Genomic DNA, 26,371 nt, shown 5'->3' on the forward strand with positions numbered 1-26,371 from the left:
TCGCGTTTGCGGATGCATGCCACGCGGCGTGCATCCGCAAAGGACGCGAAGACCGGGCTCAGCCCGCCGGGGTCGCCACCGCGGGCGCCAGCCGGTCGACCAGGATCGCACTTGCCCGGTTGAGGCCGATGACCTCGACCACGACGCCATGATGGCGCATGCGCGTGACGACCTCCTCCAGCGCCCCCACCGCCGTCACGTCCCACAGGTGTGCGGCGGTCAGGTCAATCCGGACCCTGGCGGCGGTATCACGCAGGTCGAACCGGTCGGCGAAGATGTCCGCACTGGCGAAGAACACCTGTCCCGAGACGACGTACGTCCGCGTGGCGGTCGGCGCGTCATAGGTCTGGGTGACCTCCATCATCCGCGTCACCTTGAACGCGAAGAATACGCCGCTCAGCAGCACCCCCACGGCCACACCTGCCGAAAGGTCGTGCGTGGCGACCGTGACCACGACCGTCACCACCATGACCGCACCCGACACCTTGGGATGGCGCGCGAGATCGCGGATCGAACCCCACGAGAACGTGCTGATCGACACCATGATCATGATCGCGACCAGCGCAGCCACCGGCACTTGCGCCACCCACGGGCGCAACGGCACCATGACCACCAGCAGGAACAGCCCCGCGACAAACGTCGAGAGGCGACCGCGCCCGCCATAGCGGACGTTGCCGACCGTCTGCCCGATCATCCCGCAGCCGGCGATCCCGCCGAACAGTCCAGCGGCCAGGTTGGCGAGGCCAAGGCCGGTGCATTCGCGCGCCTTGCTGCTGGTGGTCTCGGTCAGGTCGTCGACGACGCTGGCGGTCATCATAGATTCCAGCAGTCCGACCGCCGCCATGGCAACGGCATAGGGAAAGACGACAAGCAGCGTCTGCCATTCCACGGGCACCGCCGGCCAGGTCAGCGACGGCAGCGACGACGGCAGGCGGCCGAGATCGGCGACGGTATGGATCGGCATGGGAAAGGCGATGCTGATCGCCGTCAGCACCACGATGCAGACCAGCGGCGAGGGAATGGCGCGGGTCAGGCGCGGCAGGCCATAGATGATGACAAGCCCGGCCGCGATCATGGCATATGTATGCCAACTCACATGCAGCATCTGCGGCACTTGTGCCGAGAAAATCAGGATGGCCAGCGCATTAACGAAGCCTGTCCGCACGGAGCGCGAGACGAAGCGCATCAGCACATCGAGCTTCAGCAGACCGAACGCAACCTGCAGCACCCCTGCCAGGAGCGTCGCTGCCAGCAGGTATTGCAGGCCATGGGCATGGACCAGCGCGGCAGCGACAAGCGCGACCGATCCCGCCGCGCCAGAGATCATCGCAGGGCGCCCACCGGCAAACGCGATCACGATGCCGATCACGAACGAGGCGAACAGGCCCACTTCGGGGTCGATGCCCGCCACGAACGAAAAGGCGATGACTTCGGGAATGAGGGCGAAAGTGCCGACCATGCCGGCAAGGATGTCGCGACGGGCGCCGGACGCACCGTCGAACCATTCGGCGCGATACCGCGCAAAAGCATTTGGGTTCATTTTTGAAAACCGACGAAGTCGCAAGTGGGGCGGCGTCGTGACGCGAAGCCGAAGATTGTGCGACGTACGTTGTCCGGCGGATCGGCGGCCGGAATAGCCACCCGGAGTTTCACCGGGTCCTTGCGAATGTGGCCGCCTTACCGATCCAGCCGCACATGTGCAATGCCGCGGCACGGCACGCTTGGCATGGGTCGCTCAGGCTACCGGAAGATCCTCGATAACAGGCGCAGGTCGCACGGTCAGCGCACAGCCGGCCGATGCCGCCATGACGAAAGCGATGGCGCCCCATTGCGAAAGGGTCAGGCGTTCGCCCAGCACGAGGAAGCCCGACAAGGCCGCCACGGCAGGCGAGGCGCTGGCCAGCAAGCCGAACGCCGCCGCCGGCAGGCGCTGCATGGCCTTCATTTCCAGCGAATAGGGCAGCGCGCTCGACAGCAGCGCGATGGCGATGCCGATCATCAGCACGTGTGGGCTGACCAGCGCCGGACCGGCCTGTCCCAGTGCCACCGGCACGAACACCACAGCAGAGATAAGCATGCCCCAGGCCACGGCATCGCTGCCCAGTGTCGCAGCGACATGCTTGCCCGCCAAAATATAGAGGGCCCAGCACAAGCCCGAGGCGAGCGCGAACGCGACACCGACGGGATCGAGGACGGCCTCGCCAACGCGCGGCACCAAGAGCGTCAGGCCGATTACGGCAAGCGCCAGCCATCCAAGATCGCTCATCCGTCGCGAGCCGACGAGCGCAACCCCGAGCGGTCCAGTCACTTCGATCGCCACGGCCAGCCCGATCGGTATCCGGGCAAAGGCTTGGTATATCAGCATGTTCATCAGCCCCAGCGTGATGCCATAGATCACCACGCCGAGCCGCAGCGAACGCGGCACGCGCCGACGCCATGGCCGCAAGACCACCAGCAGCATGACGGCGCCCAGTCCGATCCGCAGCCCGGCAATGCCGACCGCCCCAACCACCGGGAACAGCAACTTGGCAAATGTCGCCCCGATCGTGACCGAGACCATGGCGGCAAAAGCGGCCCCCGCCCCCACCAGGGCAGAGCGTGATTGCGTTGCATCGCCGGCACTTGCCGGTTCGGTGCGCCCGGCGGCCCTGGTGCGCGGGTTATCATCGGTCGATGCGGCAGGGATCGTCATGCCTTGGCTATAGCCGAAGCCGTGACGAACGCGAGGGACCTTGCGCTCAGTGCCCCACGGCCGCCACCGCCGCGCGCAAGGCCTTGCCCTGCACCACCAGCGCCAAAAGCCAAGCCAAGGCACCAGCCGCAACGGTGATGGCGAGCGCCCCGAATGGGGAAACGGGCAGCGAGGACAGGACGGCGCGCGCGCAAAGCGCTGCCAGGGGGGTGACAAGGCTTGGCAGCAGGACAAGCCAGGCGACGCTGCGGGCTTCGGCACCCGATGCAGGTTGCACGCGCCACGCTTCCCACGCCAGCGCTGCTGCCCAACCCACCGCCACGCCAGCAGTGGCGATCCCGGCCGCGACCGGACCGCTCGCAGCCATCAGCAGCGTGAGCCCCGCCGTGGCAAGTGCGGCGGCCGCCTGGACCCAGAAAACGCGATCCTGACGGTCGGCCACGACCAGAACCGCCGAGGCGACCGCGATCGGCAGTGCGGCCAGACGTGCGATGCAGAACACGGCGATGATCGGCCCCGCCCCTGCCCAGGCCGGGCCGAGCAGGAGCGGCGCGATCCAGTCGGACACGACGGCAAGCCCTGCCAGCGCGGGCCAGCACAGTGCGCCGAACAATCCGGCGGCGCGGAGCCACGGGGCATTCGTCCCGGTGCCGTCCCCTCCCCGCGCCCGAATGGCCGCAAGGCTGGTGGTGGCCAGCAGCCCTGCAGGCTGGACGAACATGTCCGCCAGCGCCGAGACCACGCGATTGCCGGCGCGATAAAGCCCGGAGGCAGCCGGCGAGAACACCGCGCCAAGCAGGAGGTCACCACTGTAGTTCGCCAAAAACCCGACGAAAATGGAGGCATATCGGCTGCGCGACCATGCCAGGATCGCGATCGTCTGTGCCCGTGTCGGCGCGGGCAACGGGGGCAAGACCAGCGCCACGCGATAGGCCAGCACAAAGATCGCCAGCCGTACATAGACCTGCACGACCAGCGCCCAAAGCCCCCAGCCGGCGACCAGCAGCAGGATCGCGGCGAGTGCGGCGAACAGTTCGGTCGCAACCGTGATCGCGTAATAGCGCCGCACCGCCTGCCCGCGCAGCACCATCGCCTCCTCCCACCCGGCCACGGCGGCCAGAAAGTTGGACGGCGCCAGGGCGAACAGCAGCATCCCGACACCGCTGCCCCGAAAGAGATAGGGCGCCGCCAGCCCGCACAGGCACAGGCCGATACACCAACTCAAGGCGACGAGCCCATTCGCCGCCAGCCCGGCGCTCGCCACTGCCGGCGCATCCTCGGCTCTCGCCTTGAGGACATATTCGAAGGGCCCCGTGTACAGCATGGTCCGCGACAGGGTGAGGAACGCCGCCGCGATCGCGAAAACGCCGAAGTCCGCCGGGGACAAGGATCGTGTGGCCACCAGCGTGACCAGCAGGAGCGCAAGTTGGCTGCTGGCGCGCGCAGCCATCGCAATGGCGGCGGTCAGGCTGCCGGACCGCCACCAGTGCGCCAACCGCCAGCTCGGTTTCCGCCTGTGGTCGGGCGCGGCATGGGGCAGCGGCGATGTCGCCTCGGCGCTCATGCGGTCATTGCCGCGCGGCATCGATCAGCAGGCCGAGCAATGCCTGCCCCGCACTGCGCCAGGTGTAGCGGCTGGCGCGCTCGCGCCCCGTCGCGATCACGGCGGCGCGGACGGCGGGATCCTCGAGCGCGTCGAGTTGATCGAGCCAGGCATCAGGCTCGTCCGGCGACGCCATGAGCGCGGCGTCGCCGCAGACCTCGGGCACGGCGCCGCAGGGCGCGGCGATCACCGGGCATCCGCACATCATCGCCTCGACCGGGGGAAGACCGAACCCTTCGGTGCGTGATGGGAACAGCAAGGCCTGCGCGCCTTCGTACAGGGCGCGCAGCGTGGCATCGTCGCATGGGCCCGCGAACACGGCATCGGATGGCGCAGACAGCCCTGCCGCGACCAGCGCCGCGCGCCCCGGCCCGACGATGACCAGCGGACGTGGCGAACCCGTTCCCTGCATCGCGCGCCGGCGCAGTGCTTCGAAGACGACCGCGTTGTTCTTGTAGGCTTTCACGCTACCGAACATGAGCCAATATCCCTGCGGCTTCAGGCGAAGCCGCGCCAGCGCATGCGGATCCGCTCCCAGCTCGAGAATATGGTCCGCGCCGTTGTGCAGGATCTCGACGCGCCCGCGTCCGATGACGCCGTAGCCAGCCAGGTCGCGCCGGGAATAGTCGGACACGGTCAGGACCAGCCGGCTGCTTCGTGCCATCAGCGGCGCCAGCAGGCGGTATCCGGCACGCTGGCGCCAGGGATAGGAACAATCAGGCCGGCAGAACTGCGCATCGTGCAGCATGGTGACCTTGGGCCAATGCAGCACCGGCGCCAGGTTGGCGAGATTGACCAGCAGTGCCCCCCGCACTAGCCAGGGCAATCGGCGCTGCTCCCACGATGGGCTGGCCGGCCGATCGTCCTGCTGAATGGCGATCACACGATAGGTCGGCGCCGACGAGCAGCCCGCCGGCATGACGAGGCGGACATCCGGCCGATCCGCAAGCGGCATGGCGGCAAGGAGATCGTCGACCTCGGCGATCAGGCGATCCGCCACGCGCCACACGCCATTGTGCTTTCCGGCGCGAAACTTGCCGTTGAACGCGATCGCGCGCATCCGCGTCACATGCTCTCGATCTTGCGCGGATCGAGGCGCCCGGTGAGCAAATCGGCCAGCGCCAGGCCATTGCCGCGCAGCCGGCCGGCACGGTCGATCCACGGTTCGGGAAATGGCGCGCGCAACACATTGGCGACGACGTTGCGCCAAAGGAGCTTGCGAGCCAGCGCACGCGGGATCGTGCCCTTGCGCATCAGGTAGACGATATTGGCGATCTGCGAATAGCCGAGCCGCCGGCCCGATGTCCGCCCGCCCTTGACGCCGAGGTGGACGCCCGAAACCAACCCCGTCGAGATCAGGCGCCCACGCCGCGACAACCGCATCGTAAAATCGATGTCCTCCTGCCAACCATAGAGCGGCAGAGATTCGTCGAAGCGCAGTTCCCGGATATGCGCCATGCGCAGCGCCATGTTGCAGCCGTATAGCGCCTCGCGCGGCACGATCGCCGGATCGAGCTGCAATGTGCGCGCGGCGATGAGGGCCTGCGCCTGGGCGATGCCGTAGCCACCGTGCCGCACACCGTCGCCAGCCAGGTTGCCGGTAATGCCGGCGACATCGGGGTGCGCGAGGAACAGGCGTTCGACCGCCGCGAGATAATCGGGCGCGGCGACGAAGTCGTCGTCGAAGAAGACGATCACGTCGGCTTGGCCGGATAGCAGGTCCAGGGCGCGGTTGCGCTGACGACACAGGCCACGCGGCGCAAGTTCGCAGCGCGGCGCCAAGGTGCCTTGCGCAATGCCCTCGACATCCTCGGGCGTGGCACCGACGACCACGACGCCGTCGGGCGGGCGCGATTGACCGGCCAGGAGATCGATCGTCTGCCTTGCCAGGTCGGCCCGCCCGACCGTGGCAACGGCAACGTATATCCGCAACATCGCCACAGTCTCCCGTGATGGAACAGCCGGGGAAGTCCTAAGCGGAACGGCCCGGGCGTCCACGCGGGTTGCCTCCGATCCCGAGAGACCGACGCGCTCTCAATCCCGGGCAGGCGATACACCGCCCCCAAAAAAATGGGCTGAGCAGGAAAAAATCATGCTGCATCGCGAAATTGGACCGGGGTGCAATCGTCCTTATCGACGCGCCGGATCGGATCAGTCGCTGTTCGCACCCGCAGTAGCCCATCCCGAGGCGCGGTCACGAAACCGGGGGTTCCCTCGCAATGCGTGTACCTGGATCGCACATCGGCGACGCTGGGAAATGTCGAAACTGCCTGAAAGTAAGGCAGTTTGATGACACGCTGGAAGTCCGACAGCGCGCGTGAAACGCCATCGGGTAATACGGTGCAGCCACAATGCCGTCACATATCGGACTAACCCGGCTTGTGCACCGCGTCATAACGCCGCGATAAAGTTTTGGATCGTACGCATTGCCGGACAAAACAGCGCGTTTTGCGGCGCATCCAGGCGCAAATCCGGCGGGATTCACGGATTTACAAGGAAGTTTCACTATGAAAGACCAAACGGAACGAGGCGAACGGCCAGTGCCTCGTGGCGGCGAACATGACCTTTGGGACCATGGGAACCGTCGACCGGCCAAGAGCGTATAACGAACAAGGCGAACGGCCCAAATCGGGCGTCTAACTGTCAGAAACAAAACTACAAAGGGTTGCAGGATGCCGTCGACTCAGACTTTCCGTGAAGACCGGCTGGTTTCGTTCCACGAAGCGCCCTCGGGTGAGCGGACGTCTGCGGCAAAGGGTCTGCTCATCGGTCTGGCGCTGAGCCAGGTGTTCTGGATCGGGCTGGCCGTTCTCGTATTCTGAAAGCCAGGGCCAAGCTGACGGCTTCCCTCGTCAGAATGCCCCTTTGGCCAAAACCACGCTGGGCGGAGTAAGCAAGAGTATTCGCAGGTAAAGCCTGACCGAGCAGCTCCGCCGATATACCACATCGCACGCAACGCGCCTGCGATAGCTGGTCTTCCGGGATCGGACGACTTGCCACAGTCCGGTAAGGCCTGGCCGCCCGACGCAATAGGCGGCAAAATGCCGACCATATCGCGCGATTTCAGAGTCCACGATCGGCCTCGGCCCTACCAGGCTCATATCCCCCAGCCATACGTTGATCAGTTGCGGCAACTCGTCGAGGCTGCTCTTGCGCAGAAACCGGCCGACGACCGTCACGCGCGGATCGTGTTGCAGTTTCTGGGTTGCGATCCATTCCGCGCGAGCATCGTCGTCGATCGCGAGCAGCGCGCGTAAACGCGCGTCGGCATCCACGACCATCGAGCGAAACTTGAGGCACGCGAAATGGCGTCCGCCCGCCCCGATGCGGCGATGATGGAACAGGACCGGCCCGCCGTCGCTGACGAACACGGCCAGTGCAATGACGAGCATCAGCGGCAGGAAAACCAGCAGGGCGAGCGAGGACAAGATGACATCGAGCGCGCGCAACCAGCGCCCTGCCCCGTCAGGTGCACGGTTGTAAGTCCCGGTGTCAGCACCCTTGGGAATTTCCCGCGCGGATGGAAAGCCGGACGCATCGCGCAACAGACCGGCGACGACGGCCGACCGCCCCTTGTCCAGGGGTGCCGAGGCTTCGACAGCCCCGAGAGACACTGCCGTCCCCGCGTTGCTGACAAAGGCACCACGATCCAGGATTGGCACGGTCTGGCGCTGCTGCACGACGTAACCCCCATCGTCGGCGCCGAACGGTAGCGCCTGTAACGTCACGTTTGGGGGCGGCCCTGCAGCGCGTCAGCGCGCGAAAGACCCGAGATGGTTGCGTAGCGCGGGGGCTTCGGTGATTCGCAATGGGTCAGCCCAAGAATAGCCAGGCGATGCCCGCCCACATCGCGCCGGAAACGACGATCGGAAACGTGCGACGGAACCACAGGGGATAAAGCGCGTCAGACGGCTCGGCTGCGGGAAGCGTCTGCGCCTCGATCGCTTCATGCATGCGATGAACCGGCGAGCGGACGGGCATTTCGCGCCCATCCGCCAGCCAGACGGCAGGATCGGCGGGTGGCGGGGCCGCAGGGGTGATCGGCGATGGCAGCGGATTGAGCGCGGGCATGGTCGTGTCCTCCACCACCATGATCGCACCGCGCCCTTACCGGCCCGGCATAGGCATCCCACGCAGGATTACGTATTGCCTCAACGCCTTAGACGTGTGGCCACCGGCGCTGCCATGTCTCGATAGTGGATGCAATGCAGAGCGGTCTAGCCCCGCGCCACCTCGTCCAACCGTTGCCGAAGCACCGGGTAGCCCAGACCATCCGGAATCGTCAGCCAGTCCACGCCGTCGTCACGCACCACGTACGGCTCGATGAGGGTCACCGGCGTCGCGTGGGCATGGGCGGTGCAGGCCGCGGCGCTATCGAACTGCGCCAGCCTTTCGAGGTTCCGCCGCGTCGGGAAAATCACCCGAATGTCGCCCCGGTCCGCCATGGCCAGCGCCTCTGCAGCACTGGCCCAGAACAAGTGCCGGTTTTCCGAACGATCGGCAGAGACACCGACAGCCCCGGTGCCGAGGTCGGCCAAATAGAAGCGGGCGTCGAAAACCCGCACATGCGGCCCCGTCGGCCGCCACCGCGCCCAAGGGATGAGGCGCGTCAGGTCGAGAGTCCAGCCCATGCGAGCCAGAACTGCGGCGAAATCATTGGCGGATGCCAGCGCCTCCCGCGCTGCCTCGGCATCGGCTTGGGTGATCGTGCGATCGGTGGAACGCAGCGCCAGCGCCAGCCCCGTTTCCTCGAGCGTTTCGCGCACCGCCGCGATCCGGGCCGCCATGTCATCGAGGGCAGCGCCCGAACGCGCGTGTGCCACAAGTTGCTGCGCCAGCGCCCCGTCACCGGGCTCGACGCGGCCACCGGGAAAGACGGTCGCGCCCCCTGCGAAGGCCAGCCCCTCCGACCGTTCCGCCAGCAACAGTTGCGGAGGCCCGCCGTCCGGGCCGCTGCGCATGACGATCACCGTGGCGGCCGCGATCGCCGGGACTGTGCCGCTACGATCCGAGGCGTGAGGTGAGATATCCTGCATCCCGATACAATGGCGACCGGTGCTGCTGGTGCCAAGCGGAGCCGAACGACGACATGTCGGACAAATTTACAATTGGGTCGCCTGCGGTTTTAGCCAAAACCCCTGTAGGTTAGAATATTCGGGAACTTACCGATGTTGGCACAGCTCATGCATTGTCTGAAATACCCCGAAGATTCAATCTTCTCGAGGCGAAGCCGGCCCCTACCCCCATGGTCTCCCCGGCTTCGCCTCTCCCGGGGCCTTCCCATCGACACCACACTGCAAATGCAAAAGCGCGGCCGCCCTGGCAGGAAGCCGCGCCTTGGCATTTATCAGTGCCGTACAAACCCGGGGCGCAACCGCACCCGGGTTTCGAGCGATCAGGCCTGCTTGACCTTGGCCTCGGTCATCAGTTCTTCGAGTTCGCCGGCCTCGAACATTTCCATCATGATGTCCGAACCGCCCACGAACTCGCCCTTGACGTAAAGCTGCGGGATGGTTGGCCAATCCGAATAGGCCTTGATGCCCTGGCGGATTTCCATGTCCTGCAGCACGTCGACGCTGGCGTATTCGACACCCAGGCGCTCGAGGATGGCGATGGCGCGGCTGGAGAACCCGCATTGCGGGAACAGCGGGGTCCCCTTCATGAACAGGACGACGTCGTTGCCCTTGACGATCTCGTCAATGCGCGCGTGGGAATTGGACATGGCTGAAGAAGTTCCTTTCGCCGCCTAGTTGGGGGCCGAGGTGGTCAGTTGCAAGGCGTGGAGCACGCCGCCCATGCGCCCGCCGAGCGCGGCATAGACCGCCTTGTGCTGCGCGACGCGGCTCATCCCCGCAAAAGCGGGCGAGACGACGTGCGCGGCATAGTGATCGCCGTCGCCGGCAAGGTCCGTGATCGTGACTTCGGCATCGGGCAGCGCTGCCCGGATCATCGCCTCGATCTCGCCGGCTGCCATCGCCATCAGACTTCGCCCATCAGCTGGCGGCGGGCGTCGATGGCCTTGGCGTCCATCGCGGCGCGGATCTCGGCCTCGTTGCTGTCGACCCCTGCGGCGATCAGGTCACCCAGCAGCTTGCGGATGACGTCCTCGTCGCCGGTCTCCTCGAAGTCGGCCTGGACCACCGACTTGGCGTAAGCCTCGGTCTCGGCCGGGCTGAGCTTCATGCGATCGGCCGCCCATTGCCCGAGCAGGCGGTTGCGGCGCGCGTGGACGCGGAACAGCATTTCCTCGTCATGGGCGAACTTGGCCTCGAATGCGCGTTCGCGATCGTCGAACATGGTCATGGTGGTCGATCCCGTTGATGGTCCCTCCCTGTGCGGATAGTCACGCACCGGGCACGCTGCAAGCCTATTGCGGGGCGGGCGTCGGCGCAACGGGCGCAACCGGTGCAGCCAGCCCGGTATAGGCAGCGAGGAACGCCAGCACGTCGGCGCCCGTGGCGATGATCTTGTCGACCGGCTTGCCGCCACCATGCCCCGCCCCCGCCTCGACCCGCAGGAGATGCGGGCGGGCCCCTATGTCGGCCGCTTGCAGCGCGGCGACGTATTTGAAGCTGTGCGCGGGCACGACACGATCGTCGCTGTCCGCGGTGGTGACGAGGATCGCCGGGTATGGCGTCCCGCTGCGGATGTTGTGATAAGGCGAATAGGCACGCAGGACGCGCCAGTCCGCCGCCTTGGCTGGGTCGCCATAATCGTCGAGCCAGAAACGGCCGGCGGTGAAGCGGTCGAAGCGCAGCATGTCCATCACCCCGACGTCGGGATTGGCCGCCGCGAACAGGTCGGGCCGCTGGTTGACCACCGCGCCGACCAGCAAGCCGCCGTTGGAACTGCCCTGGATCGCCAGCCCGTGCCGCGGGGTGATCCCTTGCGCGATCAGATATTCGCCGGCGGCGATGAAATCGTCGAAGCTGTTCTGCTTGGCCGCGCGCCGTCCGCCATCATGCCACTCCTCGCCGAACTCGCCGCCGCCCCGGATGCTCGCCAAAGCAAAGGCGCCACCCGCTGCCAGCCAGGCCATGCGCACCGGCGACCAGCCCGGCGTCAGCGAGACGTCGAAGCCGCCATAGCCATACAGCAGCGTCGGCAGGGCCTGCCCCGCCTCGGCCGCGTGACGGCTGCGCACGAGATAGAGCGGCACCATCGTGCCGTCCTTCGACGAATAGCGGCGCTGCTCGACCACGTAGTCCGCCGGGTCGAACCCGAGCTCGGCGCGCGCGAACGGCGCGACCTGGCCGCTGCGCAGATCGAGCCGGTAGATCGTCGGAGGCGTGATGAAGCTGGAGAACTGGTAGAACGTCTCGGGGTCGCCCGGTCGACCGACGAAGCCGGAGGCGACGCCGATCCCGTTGAGCGTGATTGCCCTCGCGGGGCGCCCCTTGAGATCGGTGACGACCGCCGTTGTGCCGCCATCCTGCCGATAGGACAGGACGAGGCGCGTGCCGACGACCGCCGCCGCCGCCAGCGTCTGCACGCGTTCGGGAACGATGACCCGCCATTGCGGCTGTTGGCCGCCAAGGTCGAGCGCGACGAGCATGCCGTTGGCGGCACCGGCATCGGTGATGAACCACAGGCGGTCGCCCATGCCCTCGACGATCTTCCAGTCATGATCGAACGTCTCGACCAGCGGCAACACGCGCCACGGGCGGTTGCGCTGGCGCAGGTCGATCAGGCGGATCATGCGGCGATCGCCGGTGCCGGCCTCGGTGGTGATGACCGCCCAGCGGCTGTCGCTCGTCACGAAGGCCTTGTGGCTCCAGTCGGGATGGTCGGGCGTTGCATAGACCAGCGTGTCGGCGGATTGCGGGGTGCCGATACGATGGAACCACACCGCCTTGTCGGCCAGCACCGCCCGCGACGCCTCTCCGTCCACGGGCGCGGGATAGCGCGAATAGAAGAAGCCAACATCGCCCAGCCATCCGATCAGCGTGTCACGCGCCCATTCGAGCCGGTCGGGCAGGAGCGCGCCGGTGCCCGCGTCGACCACGCCCAGTGTGCGCCAGTCACTGCCCGCGCACTGTCGGCCGAACGCGACGTAGCGCCCTGCCCGCGATGGCACCCACACGTCGAGCGCCTCGGTTCCGTCGGCCGACCAGGCATTGGGATCGAGCAGCACGCGTGGCTCTGCCGCCAAGCCGTCCTGCACCGTCAGCACCGACTGGTTCTGCAGCCCGCTGTTGCGCATGGTGAAGTACCGGCGCCCCGCCTTGCGCGGCAGCGAGATCCGCCCGTAATCGTAAAAACGGCGGATCGAAGCGGCAAAGCCCGCCCGCCCCGGCAGCTGGCCGAGGAACTGCGCACTCAGACGATTTTCCGCGGCCACCCATTGCGCGACTTCAGGTTTGGCTTGCGGGTCACCCTCGAGCCACCGCCAGGGATCGGCGACCGGCTCTCCGAACGGGGCCTCCACCACGCCATCGCGTCGCGCCGGCGGGTAGGCATTGCGCGGAAGGGCCAGCGCAGAGGTGGCCGAAAGCATGGGTGCCGACCAAGACTGCACGGCCGCGGTCGTCGCGGGCGTATCGGCGCACGCCGGCGCGCTACACAAGAGGCACACTGCGAGCGCCATGGACAGGCGATGCACCGCGCTTGGCGCCATGGCACCCCATCCTGTCCCGTTCACCGTCATTGCGCCCCGCCTAGCATCGCCGGAGTTGCGAGGCCAGCGGGGCGCATGGACAGGTCAGCGAAGACCGGCCCGGGCCAAGGGGTCAGGGCCAGAAAGTCAGGGCTTGGGCTTCAGCCCCGTCCAGTGTGCCAGAAACGCCTGCACGTCGGCGGTTTCCTCGATCATCTTGTCGACCGGCTTGCCCGAGCCGTGGCCGGCGCGGGTCTCGATCCGGATCAGGTGCGGCTTGCTGCCCAGCGCCGCGGTTTGCAGGGCCGCGGCATACTTGAAGCTGTGCCCGGGCACGACGCGGTCGTCGGTATCGGCGGTGGTCACCAGGATCGCCGGATAGTCCACCCCGCTGCGCACGTTGTGATAGGGGGAATAGGTGCGCAGCACGCGCCAGTCGGCTTCCCTTTCGGGATAGCCATAGTCGTCGACCCAATAGCGGCCCGCGGTGAACTGGTCGAAGCGCAGCATGTCCATCACGCCCACGGCCGGGCTTGCCGCCGCGAACAGGTCGGGGCGCTGGTTGGTCACCGCGCCGACGAGCAGGCCACCGTTCGAACCGCCCTCGATGGCGAGGCCATGCCTGGGCGTGACCTTGTTGGCGATCAGCCACTCGCCCGCCGCGATGAAGTCGTCGAACACGTTCTGCTTGCGCGCGAGGCGGCCGGCATCGTGCCAGGCATCGCCATACTCGCCGCCGCCGCGCAGGTTGGCCACCGCCAGCGCACCGCCGCTAGCCACCCAGTTCATGAACCCGGCCGAGAACCACGGCGTCAGCGGGATGTTGAACCCGCCATAGCCATAGAGCAGCGTCGGCACCGGCCCGGTCGCATCCTTGCGACGGACCACGAACATCGGAATCCTGGTGCCGTCCTTCGACGGATAGAACACCTGCTCGACGCCGAAGTCGGCCGGATCGAACGTCAGCTTGACCGGCTCCCAGGCCGAGGTCTTCGCGGTCGCCGGATCGAGGCGCAGTACGGTGCCCGGCGTGGTGAAGCTGCTGAACGACAGGAACGCGGCGGAGTCGCCCGGGCGGCCGCTCAGCCCGGCGGCGCTGCCGATGCCCGGCAGCGACACTTCACCCACCGGCTTGCCGTCGAGATCGAAGGCCAGGACCGCGCTCTTGGCATCGTGGATGTAGCTGGCGAACAGGCGGTTGCCGGCGATCGTCGCGCTGTCGAGGTTGTCCTTGCTTTGCGCGACGATGGTGTCGAAGCGCGGCTGCGCGCCCGACAGGTCGACACGCACGATCTTCTTCAACGGCGCGCCGTCACCCGTGGTGAACCACAGGCGATCGCCGATGCCGTCGATGAAGTCCCACTGCGCCTTGAGGTCGGGCACCAGTGCGATGACCGGGCCGATCTTGCCCCCCGTCACCTTGGCGACGTGTACGGTGTTGACCGGATCGGTGCCTTCGGAACTGGTGATGACGATCCAGCGCCCGTCGCTCGAGACACTGGCACCATGGCCGCGCTTGGGCAGGTCGGGCGTCGCGAAGACCGGCTGGTCCGCGCTTTGCGGCGTGCCGAGGCGATGCAGCCAAACCGTCTGGTTGTAGTTCAGCGCCTGGAAGGCCGCGCCCTCCTTGGGCTCGGGGAAACGCGAATAGAGCACGGCATCGTTGCCGAGCCAGGCCAGCCCCGAGAACTTCACCCACTTCAGCTCGTCGGGCAGCGCCGCGCCGTCCGCCACCTTGGCAAAGCGCACGGTGCGCCAGTCCGAGCCACCATCCTGCACCGAATAGGCCAGCACTTGCCCGTCATCCGATGGCGCCCAGGCGTCGAGCGCGGTCGCCCCGTCCTTGGCCCAGGTGTTGGGATCGAGCAGGACGCGGCCCTTGGTGCCGACCGGCGCCGTCGCATCGCGTACCAGCAGCTGCGCCTGGTTCATCAAGCCGCTGTTCCAGGTGTAGAACAGCGCATGGCCACGCTGGCGCGGCAGGCCGAACCGCGCGTAGTCGATCAGCGCCTTCATCCGCTGCTCCAGCACCGGGCGCTCGGGCAACTGCTTCAGATAGGCGGCGGTGAACTGGCTCTGCGCCTGAACCCAGGCCGCAACCTTGGCATCGGTGCGCACGTCCGCCTCGAGCCAGCGCCAGGGATCGGACACCTTCTCGCCGAAGTGATCCTCCACCAGCGGAACCTGCGGGCTGGCGGGATAAGGCGGCAATTGCGGCGCAGCGGCAGTCATCGGGGCATCCTTGGCGTGGGCGATCGGGGCTGTGGCAATCGGCAGGGCGGTGACGAGCGCGATCGGCGCGGCGGCAAGCGCCAGGCGCAGGCGGAAATTCATGGCGGCATCCCTGTTGCAAAATCGGTTGCCACCGAAACTAGCGCCAGATTTCCCTTGCGCAACAAACGAAAACGGGCGGAGCCTTGCAGCCCCGCCCGTCGATCCGTCGTTCCTGTGCGGAGGGCCGCAGCCCTCCGGACGATCACGCGTCTTCGAGTTCGTCTTCGTCGGCAGTCAGGACCGGACCCGAGTCCAGGCCCTTGGCCGAGGTGTCGCGATCAACCAGTTCGATCACGGCGATCGGAGCGGCGTCCGAAGCGCGGTAGCCGGCCTTGATGATGCGGGTATAGCCACCGTTGCGGTCGGCGTAGCGCTCGGCCAGAACCTCGAACAGCTTCTTTTCCTGGACGTCGTCGAGGATACGCGCGTGGGCGAGACGACGGTTCGAAAGACCGCCGTGCTTGGCCAGCGTGATGAGCTTTTCGACGTAGGGACGCAGTTCCTTCGCCTTGGGCACGGTGGTGGTGATCTGCTCGTGCTTGATCAGCGCGGCTGCCATGTTGCGCAGCATCGCGATACGGTGCGACGAGGTACGACCCAGCTTACGCTGTCCCAGCTTATGACGCATGTTCCATTCTCCGTTCGTAGGGGGGCCGTATGAGGTACCCCGATCCAGGCCTGCTTGAGGGGAGGCCCAAAACCCTCGTGGGCCGGTCGGCGCAGGCCATCAGCCCGCGCCGGTCCGGCGGCCCGATCAGCCGAGCAGTTCCTGCTCGAGCTTCTTGGCCATTTCCTCGATGTTTTCCGGCGGCCAGCCAGGGATGTCCATGCCGAGGCGCAGACCCATCGACGAGAGCACTTCCTTGATCTCGTTGAGCGACTTGCGGCCGAAGTTCGGCGTACGGAGCATCTCGGCCTCGGTCTTCTGGACCAGGTCGCCGATGTAGATGATGTTGTCGTTCTTCAGGCAGTTGGCCGAACGCACCGACAGCTCGAGCTCGTCCACCTTCTTGAGGAGGTAGCGGTTGAGCTGGTTGGCGTCGTTCTCTTCCGGCGCATGCGCGGCAACGCCGGCAAGCGAGGGAACGTGGCCGGTGGGCATCTGGTCGTCGAAGTGGACAAACAGCGCCAGCTGGTCCTGCAGGATGCGCGCGGCATAGGCCACGGCGTCCTCGGGCGTCACCGTACCGTCGGTCTCGACGGTCAGGCTCAGCTTGTCGTAGTCCAGCTCCTGGCCGATGCGCGCGTTGTCGACCTTGTACGACACCTGGCGAACCGGCGAGTAGAGCGAGTCGACCGGGATCAGGCCGATCGGCGCATCGATCGGACGGTTGGACACGGCGGGGACGTAGCCCTTGCCGGTGTCGGCCGTCAGTTCCATGTTGAAGGTCGCGCCTTCGTCGAGATGACAGATCACGAGATCCTTGTTCATCACCTCGATGTCGCCGGTCACGGCGATGTCGCCGGCCTTGACTTCGCCCGGCCCGATCGCGGAAAGCTGGAGACGCTTGGGGCCTTCGCCCTGCATCTTCAGTGCAATCTGCTTCACGTTGAGCACGATGTCGGTCACGTCTTCGCGCACGCCGGCGAGAGACGAGAATTCGTGGAGCACGTTCTCGATCTTGATCGAGGTGACCGCTGCGCCCTGCAGCGAAGACAACAGCACACGGCGCAGCGCGTTGCCGAGGGTGAGACCAAAGCCCCGCTCAAGCGGTTCGGCAACGAAAGTCGCGCGACGCTTCGAGTCGGTGCCAGGCTTGATCTCGAGATTGTTGGGCTTCTTCAGTTCCTGCCAGTTCTTGATGTTGACAGTCATGGAATTCCCCTAGGGTTTTTCGGGAGCGCCGGCAGTCGGCCACGAGGGCGCCGCAACCGGTCAAGGTATTGGGCGGGTGTGGCGCGCGTGGTACCTCGCGCGCCACTCGCCAAAAGGCAGGTTAGACGCGGCGACGCTTGGAGGGGCGCACGCCGTTGTGGGGGATCGGGGTCACGTCGCGGATGGCGGTGATGGTGAAGCCCACCGCCTGCAGAGCGCGCAGCGCGCTCTCGCGACCCGAACCCGGGCCCTTCACTTCCACTTCAAGGGTGCGCACGCCGTGTTCGGCGGCCTTCTTGCCGGCGTCGTCCGCGGCCACCTGAGCGGCGTACGGGGTCGACTTGCGGCTGCCCTTGAAGCCCATCATGCCGGCAGACGACCACGAGATGGCGTTGCCCTGGGCATCGGTGATGGTGATCATGGTGTTGTTGAAGCTGGCGTTCACGTGCGCAACACCGCTGGTGATGTTCTTGCGCTCGCGGCGCTTAATGCGCTGGGGTTCGCGTGCCATGTGCTGAATTCCTGTCGAGAAACCGTTGGGAAGATCGAAGCCTTAGCGGCCGATCTTACTTCTTCTTGCCGGCGATCGGCTTGGCCTTGCCCTTGCGGGTGCGCGCATTGGTGTGCGTGCGCTGGCCACGAACCGGCAGGCCCTTGCGGTGACGCAGGCCACGGTAGCAGGCGAGGTCCATCAGGCGCTTGATGTTCATCGCGGTTTCGCGACGCAGGTCGCCTTCCACGGTGTGTTCGGCGTCGATGGCTTCACGGATCTGGAGCACTTCGGCGTCCGACAGATCCTGAACGCGGCGGGCGTGATCGATGCCGAGCTTGTCGGCGATCTGGCGGGCCTTGTACGAGCCGATGCCATGAATGTAGGTCAGCGCAATGATCACGCGCTTGTTGGTGGGGATGTTTACCCCGGCAATACGAGCCACTTGTTTCTCCGTTTGCTCCACAGGGCAGCGACTCGCAGCCGACACCCTATCTCATCGCGACAACACCCTCAGCGAAAACGAGAATTGCCGGCCCGCGCAAGCATTTGCATCGGACCTACAAGTACCTCTCTCGCTAGAGTGAAAGGCGCGCTTAAACTTTTCGGGAACCAACGTCAACCACAAAGGGACGAGAGCGCGCGACACCCTCCCACGATCACGGGAAGACTGCGCCGCCGATGGGTGACCTTATATCGCAAGTCGCGCCAAGGGTCAAAGCGGCGATTGTCGCAGCCCGTCCGGTTTCGGACCAGTCCCGCCGTCATTTCGGACGAATCGCCCCCGGTCCTTTGGTGCAGGATCAGTCGCCGCCCAGGGCGGCATCGAAGGCGGCGCGGGCATCGTCCTGCGCTCCCGCCTCGTTGTGCCCGTCGCGCGTCGTCGAGGGTGGCAGCGTCGTGCTCCGCTTGGGTGCCGGCTTGACGGGAGCCTTGGCGGCGGTGGCAGCCGTCGACTTGGGCTTCGCGCTTGCCGGAGTCGCCGCAGGCTTGGCCGGGACGGGTTTGCCAGACGTCGATCGCGCCACCGGCGCAGCGGATGGCTTGGGCGGCGCCACGCCCACGAAGGGCTCGTCGTCGGGCACGGTGAGACCGCCGCCCGTACCGCGCGCGGCGGGAAGCGATCCGCCCCGCATGCCATCGATCCCGCCCGAGGGCGCAAGCCGCGGCAGCATGGCTGACAAGGGCGCTCCATCGGGCCGCAGCGACGGCCCCTGCGGCGCATCACGCAGCACGGGACCGGACAGTCCGCCCTTGCCGCTCGAGGCGCGGCCGGTCGCAGCGCCGCTGTCGCCCTCGCCCGGCAGCGCGCCGCCCAGCTTCCCGGCAAGATTGCGCAGCTGCTGGCCCAGCATGCGATCCATGGCAGGGGCGATCTGCTCCGGCTTGAACCGCATGTAGCCGCCGACGACATATTCGATGAGAATGCGCGTGCCGCGACCCGCGGTCTTGAGCGTCACGGTCATCGTGCCGAGCAGCGCCTCGCTCTGCAGCGGCCCCAGCGCGCCCGTCATGCGCAGCGCCCGGCCCGGCTCGACATAGACGACGCGCATGTGCTGCACGCCGCCGGGTGCTCCCCCTGCCCCCGCTTCCTTGGCCGGAGCCAGTTTCTCGCAGAAACAGCCGCCCGTCACCGGATCGAGCGTGAGATTGGCGGCACTGCCCGAGAAGGTGTGTTCGTCCGACCACCAGGTGGCGGGCTTGACCAGCGTGCGCCAGGCGTCGGGCACGGCGGCGGGCACCTCGACCACCTCGCGCACCACAAAGCCGCCCTCGCCCTGGGCCATGACCTCGGCCTGCGTAAACTCCGGGGCCGCCAGCGCCGCCCCGGCCAGCAAAAAGGCGGGTCCGATCCGTGAAACCCGTGACCGCATACCCGCCTCCTGCTGGCGGCGAAAACGCCGCATCATGTGTGCCGAACTCAGGCCAGGATGGCCTCGATCGCCGAGGTCACCGCGTCCATCTCGGCCATGCCGTCGACGCGCGAGACGATGCCGCGCGCTTCGTAGAGCGGCAGGATCGGCGCGGTCTTGGCGCGATACTCGGCCATGCGCGTGCGCACGGTTTCCTCGTTGTCGTCCGGGCGGCGCTTGAACTCGTGGCCACCGCACTTGTCGCACGTGCCGGCAACCTTGGGCTGCTCGAACGTGTCGTGATAGCCCTTGCCGCAGGTCGCGCAGGTGTAGCGGCCGGTGATGCGCTCGACCAGCGCGTCCTCGTTGACTTCCAGCTCGATCACGCGGTCGAGCTTGCGGCCGCGGCTCTCGAGAATCGCATCGAGCGCGGTGGCCTGCGCCGCCGTGCGTGGATAGCCGTCGAAGATCGCGCCGGTGCCGGCACCCATCGCGTCCAGCTCGTCACCGATCAGCGCCGAGACGATCTCGTCCGAGACCAGCTCGCCCGCTTCCATCACGGCCTTGGCCTTGAGGCCCACCGGCGTGCCGGCCTTGACCGCAGCGCGCAGCATGTCGCCGGTCGAGAGCTGCTTGAGCCCATGGCGCTCGACCAGGCGCTGTGCCTGCGTACCCTTGCCCGCACCCGGCGGCCCCAAAATGATGATGTTCACTTGGCCCTACCCCCTTAGTCGTTTGTCACAGCGCCTCAGCGCATCCGGCCCTTCAGCTTGGCCTTCTTGATCAGGTCGCCATACTGGTGCGCCAGCAGGTGCGACTGGATCTGCGTGATCGTATCGACCGTGACGTTGACCACAATCAGCAGGCTGGTGCCACCGAAGAAAAGCGAACCCATGCCTGTCTCCGCCATGATCCACTCGGGCACGACGCAGACGAAGGTGATGTACGCGGCACCGAGCACGGTGATGCGCGTCAGCACGTAGTCGAGGTACTTCTCGGTGTTCTTGCCGGGGCGGATGCCGGGAATGAACCCGCCATTGCGCTTGAGGTTCTCGGCCGTCTCTTCCGGGTTGAACACGACGGCGGTGTAGAAGAAGCTGAAGAACACGATGCCGAGCGCATAGAGGATCATGTACAACGGCTTGCCGTGGCCGAGGTACTGGTTGAGGCCGATTATGACCTGCCCCCAGGTGGTGTCGGGCGAGATCGACTTGCCTGCGAACTGGGTGATGGTCAGCGGCAGCAGCAGCAGCGAGCTGGCGAAGATCGGGGGGATTACGCCGGCGGTGTTGAGCTTGAGCGGCAGGTGGCTGCGATCGGCGGCCATCATCCCGCGCTGCGTGGCGCGCTTGGGATACTGGATCAGCAGGCGGCGCGTGGCGCGCTCGAAGAAGCAGATCAGCACGACGACGCCGAGCAGCAGCACGATCACGCCGGCGATCACGAAGCCGTTGAGCTGGCCGGTGCGGCCCTGCTCGAACAGGTTGCCGATGAACTTGGGCATCTGCGCGACGATGCCCGCCATGATGATGAGCGACGTGCCGTTGCCGATGCCGCGCGAGGTGATCTGCTCACCCAGCCACAGCAGGAACATCGTACCGCCGATCAGGCTGATCACCGCGGTGATGCGGAACATGAAGCCGGGCAGCACGACCGCCTGGATCCCGCTCGACGCACCATAGGCCTCGAGGCCGGTGGCGATGGCATAACCCTGCACCGCGGTCAGGAACACCGCGCCATAGCGGGTGTACTGGTTCAGCTTCTTGCGACCGCTTTCGCCGTCCTTCTTGAGCGCGGCGAGCGCCGGATGGAGCGAGGCAGCCAGCTGCACCACGATCGAGGCGGTGATGTAGGGCATCACGCCAAGCGCGATCAGGCTCATGCGCTGGAGCGAACCGCCCGAAAACGCGTTGAAGATGTCGAGGATGCCGCCACGCGTCTGGTTGTAGAGCGACTCGAGGATCAGCGGGTTCACACCGGGCAGCGGCACGAAGCTGAGGAACCGGAAAACGATCAGCGCGCCGACGGTGAACCAGATGCGGTTCTTCAGTTCGGTCGCCTTCGAAAAGTTCGACAGGTTGAGATTGCTGGCGATGTTATCGGCGCGGGATGCCATGGTTCGGTATCAAGCCTTGCTGTGGCCCGCGTGGCTCTGGGCCACCGGGCAGCGCATCAATATGGACGAAGGCCATATAGGACGGGCGCAGGGATGCAATAACCCCCGCGCCCGAATTTACGTCAACGCTGGAAGTCTCAGGCCTCGGCTTCAGCCTTGACCACGAGAACCTCGACCGCGCCGCCCAGCTTCTCGACGGCAGCCAGGGCGCCCTTCGAGGCGCCGGCAACCTTGAAGCTGGCCTTGGTGGTCAGTTCGCCCTTGGCGAGCAGGCGCACGCCGTGCTTGCCGCCACGCGCCAGACCAGCGGCCTTGAGCGCGGCGTGGTCCACCACGCCGGCGACGTCGAGCTTGCCCGCGTCGATCGCCTTCTGGATCATGCCGAGGTTCACTTCGGCGTAGTCCTTGGCGAAGATGTTGTTGAAGCCGCGCTTCGGGATACGCATGTGGAGCGGCATCTGGCCACCCTCGAACCCGTTGATCGAAACGCCCGAGCGTGCCTTGGCACCCTTCTGGCCGCGACCGGCGGTCTTGCCCTTGCCCGAGCCGATACCACGGCCCACGCGCATGCGACCCTTGCGGGCGCCGCCATTGTCGGAAATCTGGTTGAGCTTCATGATGTGCACTCGCTTTCGCTTTGTTCGCGCTGATGGAAGCTGCGGCCCCTAGTCGATCGCAGGCGGCTTGTCACCCCCTTGAGTCCAGGCGCGCGTTACCGGGATCGGGTCAAAGCCATTCGCGGCGGAAATCGGCGGAACTGGACGGGGGCATAAACCCCTCATGCACCAACTCCGTTGGGGCTGAGCCTGTCGAAGCCCGGTTGCAGCAAGCAGGTTTCCAACCTGGACTGCGCAGGAGTCGCGCTGCCGCCCTTCGACAGGCTCAGGGCGAACGGGCGTCGCTTAAGACATGTCTCACCAGAAACGCGACTTTATCCCGCCCCGTTCGGGCTGAGCCTGTCGAAGCCCCGCACCCGAAGCCCGGCGTACGAGGCCGCAGAAACAGAAAACCCCGCGCATCCTTGCGGACGCACGGGGCTTTGCTGATTGGGTGCCGTGAGGCAGCCGGGTCAGTCGACCACGGCCACCATGTGCGGCAGCTTGGCGATGGCGCCACGGTTCTCGGCGGTGTCTTCCACCTCGACCACGCGGTTCATCTTGCCCAGGCCCAGACCGATCAGGATCTTCTTCTGGTGCTCGGGGCGACGGATCGGCGAGCCGATCTGCTTGATCTTGATCTTCGCCATGACCGATTACTCCGCGATGGCTTCGGCAGCGGCTTCGGCTTCGACCTGCGAAGCGCCACCACGGCCGAGCAGATCAGCGACCTTCTTGCCGCGACGCTGGGCAACCGACTTCGGCGAAGTCTGGTCAGTCAGCGCGTCGAAGGTGGCGCGGATCATGTTGTAGGGGTTCGAGGTGCCGACCGACTTGGTCACCACGTCGTGAACGCCCAGGCTTTCGAAGACGGCGCGCATCGGACCGCCGGCGATGATGCCGGTACCGGCCGGTGCGGAACGGACGTTGACCTTGCCCGCACCGAAACGGCCCTTGCCGTCGTGGTGGAGGGTGCGGCCTTCCTTCAGCGGAACGCGGACCATCTTCTTCTTGGCCGAGGCGGTCGCCTTGGTGATGGCCTCGGGCACTTCGCGTGCCTTGCCATGACCGAAGCCGACGCGACCCTTGCCGTCGCCCACCACGACCAGAGCTGCAAAGCCGAAGCGCTTGCCGCCCTTCACGGTCTTGGAGACGCGGTTGATGTGAACGAGCTTTTCGATCAGCTCCTCACCCTGGTCCTCGTCGTTGTTGTTGCGGCCACGACGGTCGTCGCGACGGCCACGGCCGCCACGATCACCGCGGTCACCGCGCTCGCCACCACGGCCACGGCCACGACCGCGACCTTCGCGCTGCTCGCCACCGGTCTGTTCGACGGGTGCAGCGGCATCGCCCTGCAGGTTGGTTTCGTCAGCCATGATCAGAACTCCAGGCCGCCTTCACGGGCGGCATCGGCCAGCGCCTTGACGCGGCCATGGAACAGGTAGCCGCCACGGTCGAAGACGACGGTGGTGACACCGGCGGCCTTGGCCTGTTCGGCGATCTGCTTGCCCACCAGGGCAGCAGCTTCGACATTGGCGCCGATCGACTTCTCGCCCTTCACCAGCGACGAGGCGGCGGCCAGGGTACGGCCGGCAGCATCGTCGATGATCTGCGCGTAGATGTGACGGCCCGTGCGGTGCACGGAGAGACGCGGACGGCCGCCGGCACGCGCCTTGAGCGCGGTACGGACGCGGCGACGGCGGCGATCGAAGAGAGACAGCTTGGCCATTACTTCTTCTTCCCTTCCTTGCGGAAGATGAATTCGCCGCGGTACTTGATACCCTTGCCCTTGTAGGGTTCGGGCTTGCGCCAGCGACGGATTTCGGCCGCAACCTGGCCGACCTTCTGCTTGTCGATACCCGAGATTTCGACCGTGGTGTTATCCGGGGTCTTGATCTCGATGCCTTCCGGCACGGCGAAGTCGACGTCGTGGCTGTAGCCGAGCTGCAGCTTCAGGTTCTTGCCCTGAGCGTTGGCGCGGTAGCCGACGCCGGTGATGTCCAGGATCTTGGTGTAGCCCTGAGTCACGCCGGTGACGAGGTTGGAGACGAGCGTGCGCTGCATGCCCCAGAACGCGCGAGCGCGCTTGGTGTCGTTAGCAGGCTGCACCGAGATCGTGCCATCTTCGACGGCATAGTTGATCTCGTCGACGAGCGGGAGCGTGAGCGAGCCCTTCGGGCCCTTCACGGTCAGCAGGCCGTTCGCGATGTCGGCGGTCACCCCGTTGGGGATTGCCACCGGCTTCTTGCCGATGCGGCTCATCAGAACACCTCCGCCAGCACTTCGCCACCGACGTTGGCAGCGCGCGCTTCGGCATCCGAAAGCACGCCCTTGGGCGTCGAGACGATGGTGATGCCAAGGCCGTTGCGCACAACCGGGAGTTCCTTCGAACCCGAGTAGACGCGGCGGCCAGGCTTGGAGACGCGGGCCACATGCTTGATCGCGGGCTGGCCTTCGAAGTACTTCAGCTCGATGCGAAGCTGCGGATGGGCGCCGGTGGCGTCTTCCGAGAAGCCACGGATGTAGCCTTCGCGCTGGAGAACTTCGAGAACGTGCGCACGCAGCTTGGACGCGGGCGAGATGACGGAGTCCTTCTTCGCCTGCTGGCCGTTGCGGATGCGGGTGAGCATATCACCCAGGGGGTCGGTCAATGCCATCGTGAGGCTCCTTACCAGCTCGACTTCGTCACGCCGGGGATGAGCCCCTTGTTGGCGAGATCGCGCAGTTCGATGCGGCAGAGACCGAACTTGCGGTAGTAGCCACGCGGGCGGCCGGTGGTGTTGCAACGGTTGCGGACGCGGGTCGGGTTCGCGTTGCGCGGCAGCTCGGCCATCTTGAGGCGGGCGATGAGGCGCTCGGTTTCGTCGAGCGATTCGTCGTCGGCCACGGCCTTGAGTGCAGCGAACTTTGCCGCGTACTTATCAACGAGCTTCTTGCGACGCTCGTTCTTGTTGATCGAACTCAGTTTCGCCATGGACTTAAGCTCTTTCCTATGACTGGCTTCAGGCGGCCTGCGCCTGTTCGGCGGCTTCCTGCGGGAACGGGAAACCGAAAAGGCGAAGCAGCTCACGCGCCTCGTCGTCGGTCTTGGCGGAGGTGGTCACGATGATGTCGAGGCCACGCACCTTGTCGATCTGATCGTAGCTGATCTCAGGGAAAATGATCTGTTCCTTGAGGCCCATCGCGTAGTTGCCACGGCCATCGAACGACTTCGGGTTCAAACCACGGAAGTCGCGGATGCGGGGCATGGCGATGGTGATCAGGCGGTCCAGGAATTCGTACATGCGTTCGCGGCGCAGGGTGACCTTGCAACCGATCGGCATGCCTTCACGCAGCTTGAACTGCGCGATCGACTTCTTGGCCTTGGTGATGACGGGCTTCTGGCCAGCGATCAGCTCCATTTCCGCAGCAGCGGTCTGGACCTTCTTCTTGTCCTGGCTGGCTTCGCCAACGCCCATGTTCAGCGTGATCTTCTCGATCCGCGGAATTTCCATGTCGTTCTTGTAGCCGAACTTCGCCTTCATCGCGGCAGCGATCTCGGCGTCGTACTTGCCCTTAAGGCGCGGCGTGTACTTGTCAGCCATCGATGGCCTCCCCGGACTTCACGGCCACACGAACCTTCTTGCCATCGCGGGTCTCGAAGCGGACGCGGGTGGGCTTGCCATCCTTGTCGGCGACCGAAACCTTCGAGATGTGCATCGGCGCTTCGAAGCGATCGATGCCGCCCTGCGGGTTCTGCTGGCTCGGCTTGCGGTGACGCGCGGCGACGTTGACGCCGGCGACCACGACCTTCTCATCCTTGGGCAGGACCTGCAGCACCGTGCCGGTGCGGCCCTTGTCCTTGCCCGAGCGAACGACGACGGTGTCGCCCTTCTTGATCTTGGCGGCAGCCATCACAGCACCTCCGGCGCGAGCGAGATGATCTTCATGAAGCCCTTGGAGCGCAGTTCACGCACCACGGGGCCGAAGATACGGGTGCCGATGGGCTCTTCGTTCTTGCCGACGAGCACGGCCGCGTTACCGTCGAAACGGATGACGCTGCCATCGGGACGACGAACGTCCTTGCGGGTACGCACGATCACCGCACGGTGAACGTCGCCCTTCTTGACACGGGCGCGGGGCTGCGCCTCCTTCACCGACACCACGATGATGTCGCCGACGCTCGCGGTACGACGCTTCGACCCGCCCAGCACCTTGATGCACTGGACGCGCTTGGCGCCGCTGTTGTCCGCGACGTCGAGATTGGATTGCATCTGGATCATTGATCCGGTTCCTTCTCACTGGCTTGCCGGAACCAGTCCGGCAGTTCCAAAAACGATGCGCTCCCCTACAGGG

General features: G+C 66.1%; 31 protein-coding genes and 1 other annotated feature. Of the genes, 1 reads left to right on the forward strand and 30 read right to left on the reverse strand.

Features of this window, described 5'->3' with window-relative positions; all coding sequences use genetic code 11:
* Positions 1-58: 58 nt before the first annotated feature.
* The 5 genes from V7Q48_RS07535 to V7Q48_RS07555 all read right to left on the reverse strand — a co-directional run bounded on the left by V7Q48_RS07535 (position 59) and on the right by V7Q48_RS07555 (position 6,230).
* On the reverse strand, positions 59-1,540 hold the full coding sequence (locus V7Q48_RS07535; protein WP_333837261.1) for a SulP family inorganic anion transporter: 1,482 nt from the start codon (positions 1,538-1,540) through the stop codon (positions 59-61).
* Positions 1,541-1,607: 67 nt separating this feature from the next.
* Positions 1,608-1,663 (reverse strand) — a sequence feature (sul1 is cis-regulatory element that is thought to sense ions involved in sulfur or methionine metabolism; They are found in Alphaproteobacteria).
* 72 nt (positions 1,664-1,735) lie between these two features.
* Entirely contained in the window at positions 1,736-2,692 is a 957-nt protein-coding gene (locus V7Q48_RS07540; protein ID WP_333837262.1) for an EamA family transporter, read from the reverse strand.
* Between the two features lie 46 nt (positions 2,693-2,738).
* A complete protein-coding gene (locus V7Q48_RS07545; protein WP_333837263.1) occupies positions 2,739-4,277 on the reverse strand; it encodes an oligosaccharide flippase family protein in 1,539 nt (512 codons plus the stop codon).
* On the reverse strand, positions 4,261-5,355 hold the full coding sequence (locus tag V7Q48_RS07550) for a glycosyltransferase family 4 protein (protein WP_333837365.1): 1,095 nt from the start codon (positions 5,353-5,355) through the stop codon (positions 4,261-4,263). Before V7Q48_RS07550 ends, V7Q48_RS07545 begins: the two co-directional genes overlap by 17 nt.
* Positions 5,356-5,360: 5 nt before the next feature.
* A complete protein-coding gene (locus V7Q48_RS07555) occupies positions 5,361-6,230 on the reverse strand; it encodes a glycosyltransferase family 2 protein (protein ID WP_333837265.1) in 870 nt (289 codons plus the stop codon).
* A 737-nt stretch (positions 6,231-6,967) separates the two neighbouring features.
* Here V7Q48_RS07555 and V7Q48_RS07560 point away from each other — a divergent pair.
* A complete protein-coding gene (locus tag V7Q48_RS07560; RefSeq protein ID WP_333837266.1) occupies positions 6,968-7,117 on the forward strand; it encodes a hypothetical protein in 150 nt (49 codons plus the stop codon).
* A gap of 30 nt (positions 7,118-7,147) precedes the next feature.
* On the opposite strand, the gene V7Q48_RS07565 is transcribed toward V7Q48_RS07560, so the two are convergent.
* From V7Q48_RS07565 to rplN, 25 genes are all read right to left on the reverse strand, one after another.
* The gene (locus V7Q48_RS07565; protein WP_333837267.1) at positions 7,148-8,023 is read right to left on the reverse strand and encodes a sugar transferase; all 876 of its coding nucleotides are present in this window, start codon (positions 8,021-8,023) and stop codon (positions 7,148-7,150) included.
* An 85-nt stretch (positions 8,024-8,108) separates the two neighbouring features.
* Entirely contained in the window at positions 8,109-8,387 is a 279-nt protein-coding gene (locus V7Q48_RS07570; protein WP_333837268.1) for a hypothetical protein, read from the reverse strand.
* 125 nt (positions 8,388-8,512) lie between these two features.
* Positions 8,513-9,331, reverse strand: coding sequence for an NUDIX domain-containing protein (locus V7Q48_RS07575; protein ID WP_333837269.1), 819 nt, complete (start codon positions 9,329-9,331; stop codon positions 8,513-8,515).
* 359 nt (positions 9,332-9,690) lie between these two features.
* Positions 9,691-10,017 carry a Grx4 family monothiol glutaredoxin gene (gene grxD / locus V7Q48_RS07580; protein WP_333837271.1) on the reverse strand — a complete coding sequence of 109 codons (327 nt, stop codon included), beginning with the start codon at positions 10,015-10,017 and terminating at the stop codon, positions 9,691-9,693.
* A gap of 24 nt (positions 10,018-10,041) precedes the next feature.
* A complete protein-coding gene (locus V7Q48_RS07585; protein ID WP_333837273.1) occupies positions 10,042-10,275 on the reverse strand; it encodes a BolA family protein in 234 nt (77 codons plus the stop codon).
* Entirely contained in the window at positions 10,275-10,598 is a 324-nt protein-coding gene (locus V7Q48_RS07590) for a DUF1476 domain-containing protein (RefSeq protein WP_333837275.1), read from the reverse strand. The genes V7Q48_RS07585 and V7Q48_RS07590 overlap by 1 nt, the downstream gene beginning before the upstream one ends.
* Before the next feature lie 64 nt (positions 10,599-10,662).
* A complete protein-coding gene (locus tag V7Q48_RS07595) occupies positions 10,663-12,792 on the reverse strand; it encodes a prolyl oligopeptidase family serine peptidase (RefSeq protein WP_333837277.1) in 2,130 nt (709 codons plus the stop codon).
* A 246-nt stretch (positions 12,793-13,038) separates the two neighbouring features.
* Positions 13,039-15,225, reverse strand: coding sequence for a prolyl oligopeptidase family serine peptidase (locus V7Q48_RS07600; RefSeq protein WP_333837279.1), 2,187 nt, complete (start codon positions 15,223-15,225; stop codon positions 13,039-13,041).
* Between the two features lie 142 nt (positions 15,226-15,367).
* Entirely contained in the window at positions 15,368-15,793 is a 426-nt protein-coding gene (rplQ, locus tag V7Q48_RS07605) for a 50S ribosomal protein L17 (RefSeq protein ID WP_333837281.1), read from the reverse strand.
* A 126-nt stretch (positions 15,794-15,919) separates the two neighbouring features.
* Positions 15,920-16,981 (reverse strand): DNA-directed RNA polymerase subunit alpha, encoded by a 1,062-nt coding sequence (locus V7Q48_RS07610; protein WP_333837283.1) that lies wholly within the window; start codon positions 16,979-16,981, stop codon positions 15,920-15,922.
* 121 nt (positions 16,982-17,102) lie between these two features.
* The gene (gene rpsK / locus V7Q48_RS07615) at positions 17,103-17,492 is read right to left on the reverse strand and encodes a 30S ribosomal protein S11 (RefSeq protein ID WP_008065643.1); all 390 of its coding nucleotides are present in this window, start codon (positions 17,490-17,492) and stop codon (positions 17,103-17,105) included.
* Between the two features lie 55 nt (positions 17,493-17,547).
* The gene (rpsM, locus tag V7Q48_RS07620) at positions 17,548-17,916 is read right to left on the reverse strand and encodes a 30S ribosomal protein S13 (RefSeq protein ID WP_333837296.1); all 369 of its coding nucleotides are present in this window, start codon (positions 17,914-17,916) and stop codon (positions 17,548-17,550) included.
* A 358-nt stretch (positions 17,917-18,274) separates the two neighbouring features.
* Entirely contained in the window at positions 18,275-19,345 is a 1,071-nt protein-coding gene (locus V7Q48_RS07625; protein ID WP_333837298.1) for an SRPBCC domain-containing protein, read from the reverse strand.
* 47 nt (positions 19,346-19,392) lie between these two features.
* Entirely contained in the window at positions 19,393-20,037 is a 645-nt protein-coding gene (locus V7Q48_RS07630) for an adenylate kinase (RefSeq protein ID WP_333837299.1), read from the reverse strand.
* Positions 20,038-20,072: 35 nt separating this feature from the next.
* Positions 20,073-21,440 carry a preprotein translocase subunit SecY gene (gene secY / locus V7Q48_RS07635; protein ID WP_333837300.1) on the reverse strand — a complete coding sequence of 456 codons (1,368 nt, stop codon included), beginning with the start codon at positions 21,438-21,440 and terminating at the stop codon, positions 20,073-20,075.
* A 137-nt stretch (positions 21,441-21,577) separates the two neighbouring features.
* Positions 21,578-22,057, reverse strand: coding sequence for a 50S ribosomal protein L15 (rplO, locus tag V7Q48_RS07640; protein WP_333837301.1), 480 nt, complete (start codon positions 22,055-22,057; stop codon positions 21,578-21,580).
* Positions 22,058-22,509: 452 nt separating this feature from the next.
* The gene (gene rpmD / locus V7Q48_RS07645; protein ID WP_333837302.1) at positions 22,510-22,686 is read right to left on the reverse strand and encodes a 50S ribosomal protein L30; all 177 of its coding nucleotides are present in this window, start codon (positions 22,684-22,686) and stop codon (positions 22,510-22,512) included.
* A 6-nt stretch (positions 22,687-22,692) separates the two neighbouring features.
* Positions 22,693-23,412: a 30S ribosomal protein S5 gene (gene rpsE / locus V7Q48_RS07650; RefSeq protein ID WP_333837304.1), complete on the reverse strand. Its 720-nt coding sequence runs from the start codon at positions 23,410-23,412 to the stop codon at positions 22,693-22,695.
* Positions 23,413-23,414: 2 nt separating this feature from the next.
* Positions 23,415-23,765, reverse strand: coding sequence for a 50S ribosomal protein L18 (gene rplR / locus V7Q48_RS07655; RefSeq protein ID WP_333837307.1), 351 nt, complete (start codon positions 23,763-23,765; stop codon positions 23,415-23,417).
* Positions 23,765-24,298 (reverse strand): 50S ribosomal protein L6, encoded by a 534-nt coding sequence (gene rplF, locus V7Q48_RS07660; RefSeq protein ID WP_333837309.1) that lies wholly within the window; start codon positions 24,296-24,298, stop codon positions 23,765-23,767. The genes rplR and rplF overlap by 1 nt, the downstream gene beginning before the upstream one ends.
* Positions 24,298-24,693, reverse strand: coding sequence for a 30S ribosomal protein S8 (rpsH, locus tag V7Q48_RS07665; RefSeq protein WP_333837311.1), 396 nt, complete (start codon positions 24,691-24,693; stop codon positions 24,298-24,300). Before rpsH ends, rplF begins: the two co-directional genes overlap by 1 nt.
* A gap of 11 nt (positions 24,694-24,704) precedes the next feature.
* Positions 24,705-25,010, reverse strand: a complete 306-nt coding sequence (rpsN, locus tag V7Q48_RS07670) for a 30S ribosomal protein S14 (protein ID WP_333837313.1) — start codon at positions 25,008-25,010, stop codon at positions 24,705-24,707.
* Between the two features lie 28 nt (positions 25,011-25,038).
* Complete coding sequence (gene rplE, locus V7Q48_RS07675) at positions 25,039-25,620, reverse strand: 50S ribosomal protein L5 (protein ID WP_333837315.1); 582 nt, start codon at positions 25,618-25,620, stop codon at positions 25,039-25,041.
* Positions 25,613-25,930 carry a 50S ribosomal protein L24 gene (rplX, locus tag V7Q48_RS07680; RefSeq protein ID WP_333837317.1) on the reverse strand — a complete coding sequence of 106 codons (318 nt, stop codon included), beginning with the start codon at positions 25,928-25,930 and terminating at the stop codon, positions 25,613-25,615. Before rplX ends, rplE begins: the two co-directional genes overlap by 8 nt.
* A complete protein-coding gene (gene rplN / locus V7Q48_RS07685; protein WP_333837319.1) occupies positions 25,930-26,298 on the reverse strand; it encodes a 50S ribosomal protein L14 in 369 nt (122 codons plus the stop codon). Before rplN ends, rplX begins: the two co-directional genes overlap by 1 nt.
* Between the last annotated feature and the right edge of the window lie 73 nt (positions 26,299-26,371).

The sequence above is a fragment of the Novosphingobium sp. genome, assembly GCF_036803765.1.
GTDB lineage: Bacteria > Pseudomonadota > Alphaproteobacteria > Sphingomonadales > Sphingomonadaceae > Novosphingobium.

What these genes read in the sequence shown, in the direction of transcription:
- V7Q48_RS07575 (WP_333837269.1), bottom strand. Translation starts at nt 9,331, where the DNA reads ATGCAGGATATCTCACCTCACGCCTCGGATCGTAGCGGCACAGTCCCG.
- rpsE (WP_333837304.1), bottom strand. Translation starts at nt 23,412, where the DNA reads ATGGCTGACGAAACCAACCTGCAGGGCGATGCCGCTGCACCCGTCGAA.
- rplR (WP_333837307.1), bottom strand. Translation starts at nt 23,765, where the DNA reads ATGGCCAAGCTGTCTCTCTTCGATCGCCGCCGTCGCCGCGTCCGTACC.
- rplX (WP_333837317.1), bottom strand. Translation starts at nt 25,930, where the DNA reads ATGGCTGCCGCCAAGATCAAGAAGGGCGACACCGTCGTCGTTCGCTCG.
- rpsH (WP_333837311.1), bottom strand. Translation starts at nt 24,693, where the DNA reads ATGGCATTGACCGACCCCCTGGGTGATATGCTCACCCGCATCCGCAAC.
- V7Q48_RS07555 (WP_333837265.1), bottom strand. Translation starts at nt 6,230, where the DNA reads ATGTTGCGGATATACGTTGCCGTTGCCACGGTCGGGCGGGCCGACCTG.
- rplF (WP_333837309.1), bottom strand. Translation starts at nt 24,298, where the DNA reads ATGAGCCGCATCGGCAAGAAGCCGGTGGCAATCCCCAACGGGGTGACC.
- V7Q48_RS07600 (WP_333837279.1), bottom strand. Translation starts at nt 15,225, where the DNA reads ATGAATTTCCGCCTGCGCCTGGCGCTTGCCGCCGCGCCGATCGCGCTC.
- rplO (WP_333837301.1), bottom strand. Translation starts at nt 22,057, where the DNA reads ATGAAGCTCAACCAGATTTCCGACAATGGCGGCGCCCGCAAGGGTCGC.
- rplN (WP_333837319.1), bottom strand. Translation starts at nt 26,298, where the DNA reads ATGATCCAGATGCAATCCAATCTCGACGTCGCGGACAACAGCGGCGCC.
- V7Q48_RS07535 (WP_333837261.1), bottom strand. Translation starts at nt 1,540, where the DNA reads ATGAACCCAAATGCTTTTGCGCGGTATCGCGCCGAATGGTTCGACGGT.
- secY (WP_333837300.1), bottom strand. Translation starts at nt 21,440, where the DNA reads ATGGCATCCCGCGCCGATAACATCGCCAGCAATCTCAACCTGTCGAAC.
- V7Q48_RS07560 (WP_333837266.1), top strand. Translation starts at nt 6,968, where the DNA reads ATGCCGTCGACTCAGACTTTCCGTGAAGACCGGCTGGTTTCGTTCCAC.
- rpsK (WP_008065643.1), bottom strand. Translation starts at nt 17,492, where the DNA reads ATGGCACGCGAACCCCAGCGCATTAAGCGCCGCGAGCGCAAGAACATC.
- rplE (WP_333837315.1), bottom strand. Translation starts at nt 25,620, where the DNA reads ATGGCTGACAAGTACACGCCGCGCCTTAAGGGCAAGTACGACGCCGAG.
- V7Q48_RS07590 (WP_333837275.1), bottom strand. Translation starts at nt 10,598, where the DNA reads ATGACCATGTTCGACGATCGCGAACGCGCATTCGAGGCCAAGTTCGCC.
- rpsN (WP_333837313.1), bottom strand. Translation starts at nt 25,010, where the DNA reads ATGGCGAAACTGAGTTCGATCAACAAGAACGAGCGTCGCAAGAAGCTC.
- V7Q48_RS07610 (WP_333837283.1), bottom strand. Translation starts at nt 16,981, where the DNA reads ATGACTGTCAACATCAAGAACTGGCAGGAACTGAAGAAGCCCAACAAT.
- rpmD (WP_333837302.1), bottom strand. Translation starts at nt 22,686, where the DNA reads ATGGCGAAGATCAAGATCAAGCAGATCGGCTCGCCGATCCGTCGCCCC.
- V7Q48_RS07570 (WP_333837268.1), bottom strand. Translation starts at nt 8,387, where the DNA reads ATGGTGGTGGAGGACACGACCATGCCCGCGCTCAATCCGCTGCCATCG.
- rplQ (WP_333837281.1), bottom strand. Translation starts at nt 15,793, where the DNA reads ATGCGTCATAAGCTGGGACAGCGTAAGCTGGGTCGTACCTCGTCGCAC.
- grxD (WP_333837271.1), bottom strand. Translation starts at nt 10,017, where the DNA reads ATGTCCAATTCCCACGCGCGCATTGACGAGATCGTCAAGGGCAACGAC.
- V7Q48_RS07550 (WP_333837365.1), bottom strand. Translation starts at nt 5,355, where the DNA reads ATGCGCGCGATCGCGTTCAACGGCAAGTTTCGCGCCGGAAAGCACAAT.
- V7Q48_RS07585 (WP_333837273.1), bottom strand. Translation starts at nt 10,275, where the DNA reads ATGGCGATGGCAGCCGGCGAGATCGAGGCGATGATCCGGGCAGCGCTG.
- V7Q48_RS07545 (WP_333837263.1), bottom strand. Translation starts at nt 4,277, where the DNA reads ATGCCGCGCGGCAATGACCGCATGAGCGCCGAGGCGACATCGCCGCTG.
- V7Q48_RS07625 (WP_333837298.1), bottom strand. Translation starts at nt 19,345, where the DNA reads ATGCGGTCACGGGTTTCACGGATCGGACCCGCCTTTTTGCTGGCCGGG.
- V7Q48_RS07540 (WP_333837262.1), bottom strand. Translation starts at nt 2,692, where the DNA reads ATGACGATCCCTGCCGCATCGACCGATGATAACCCGCGCACCAGGGCC.
- V7Q48_RS07595 (WP_333837277.1), bottom strand. Translation starts at nt 12,792, where the DNA reads ATGCTTTCGGCCACCTCTGCGCTGGCCCTTCCGCGCAATGCCTACCCG.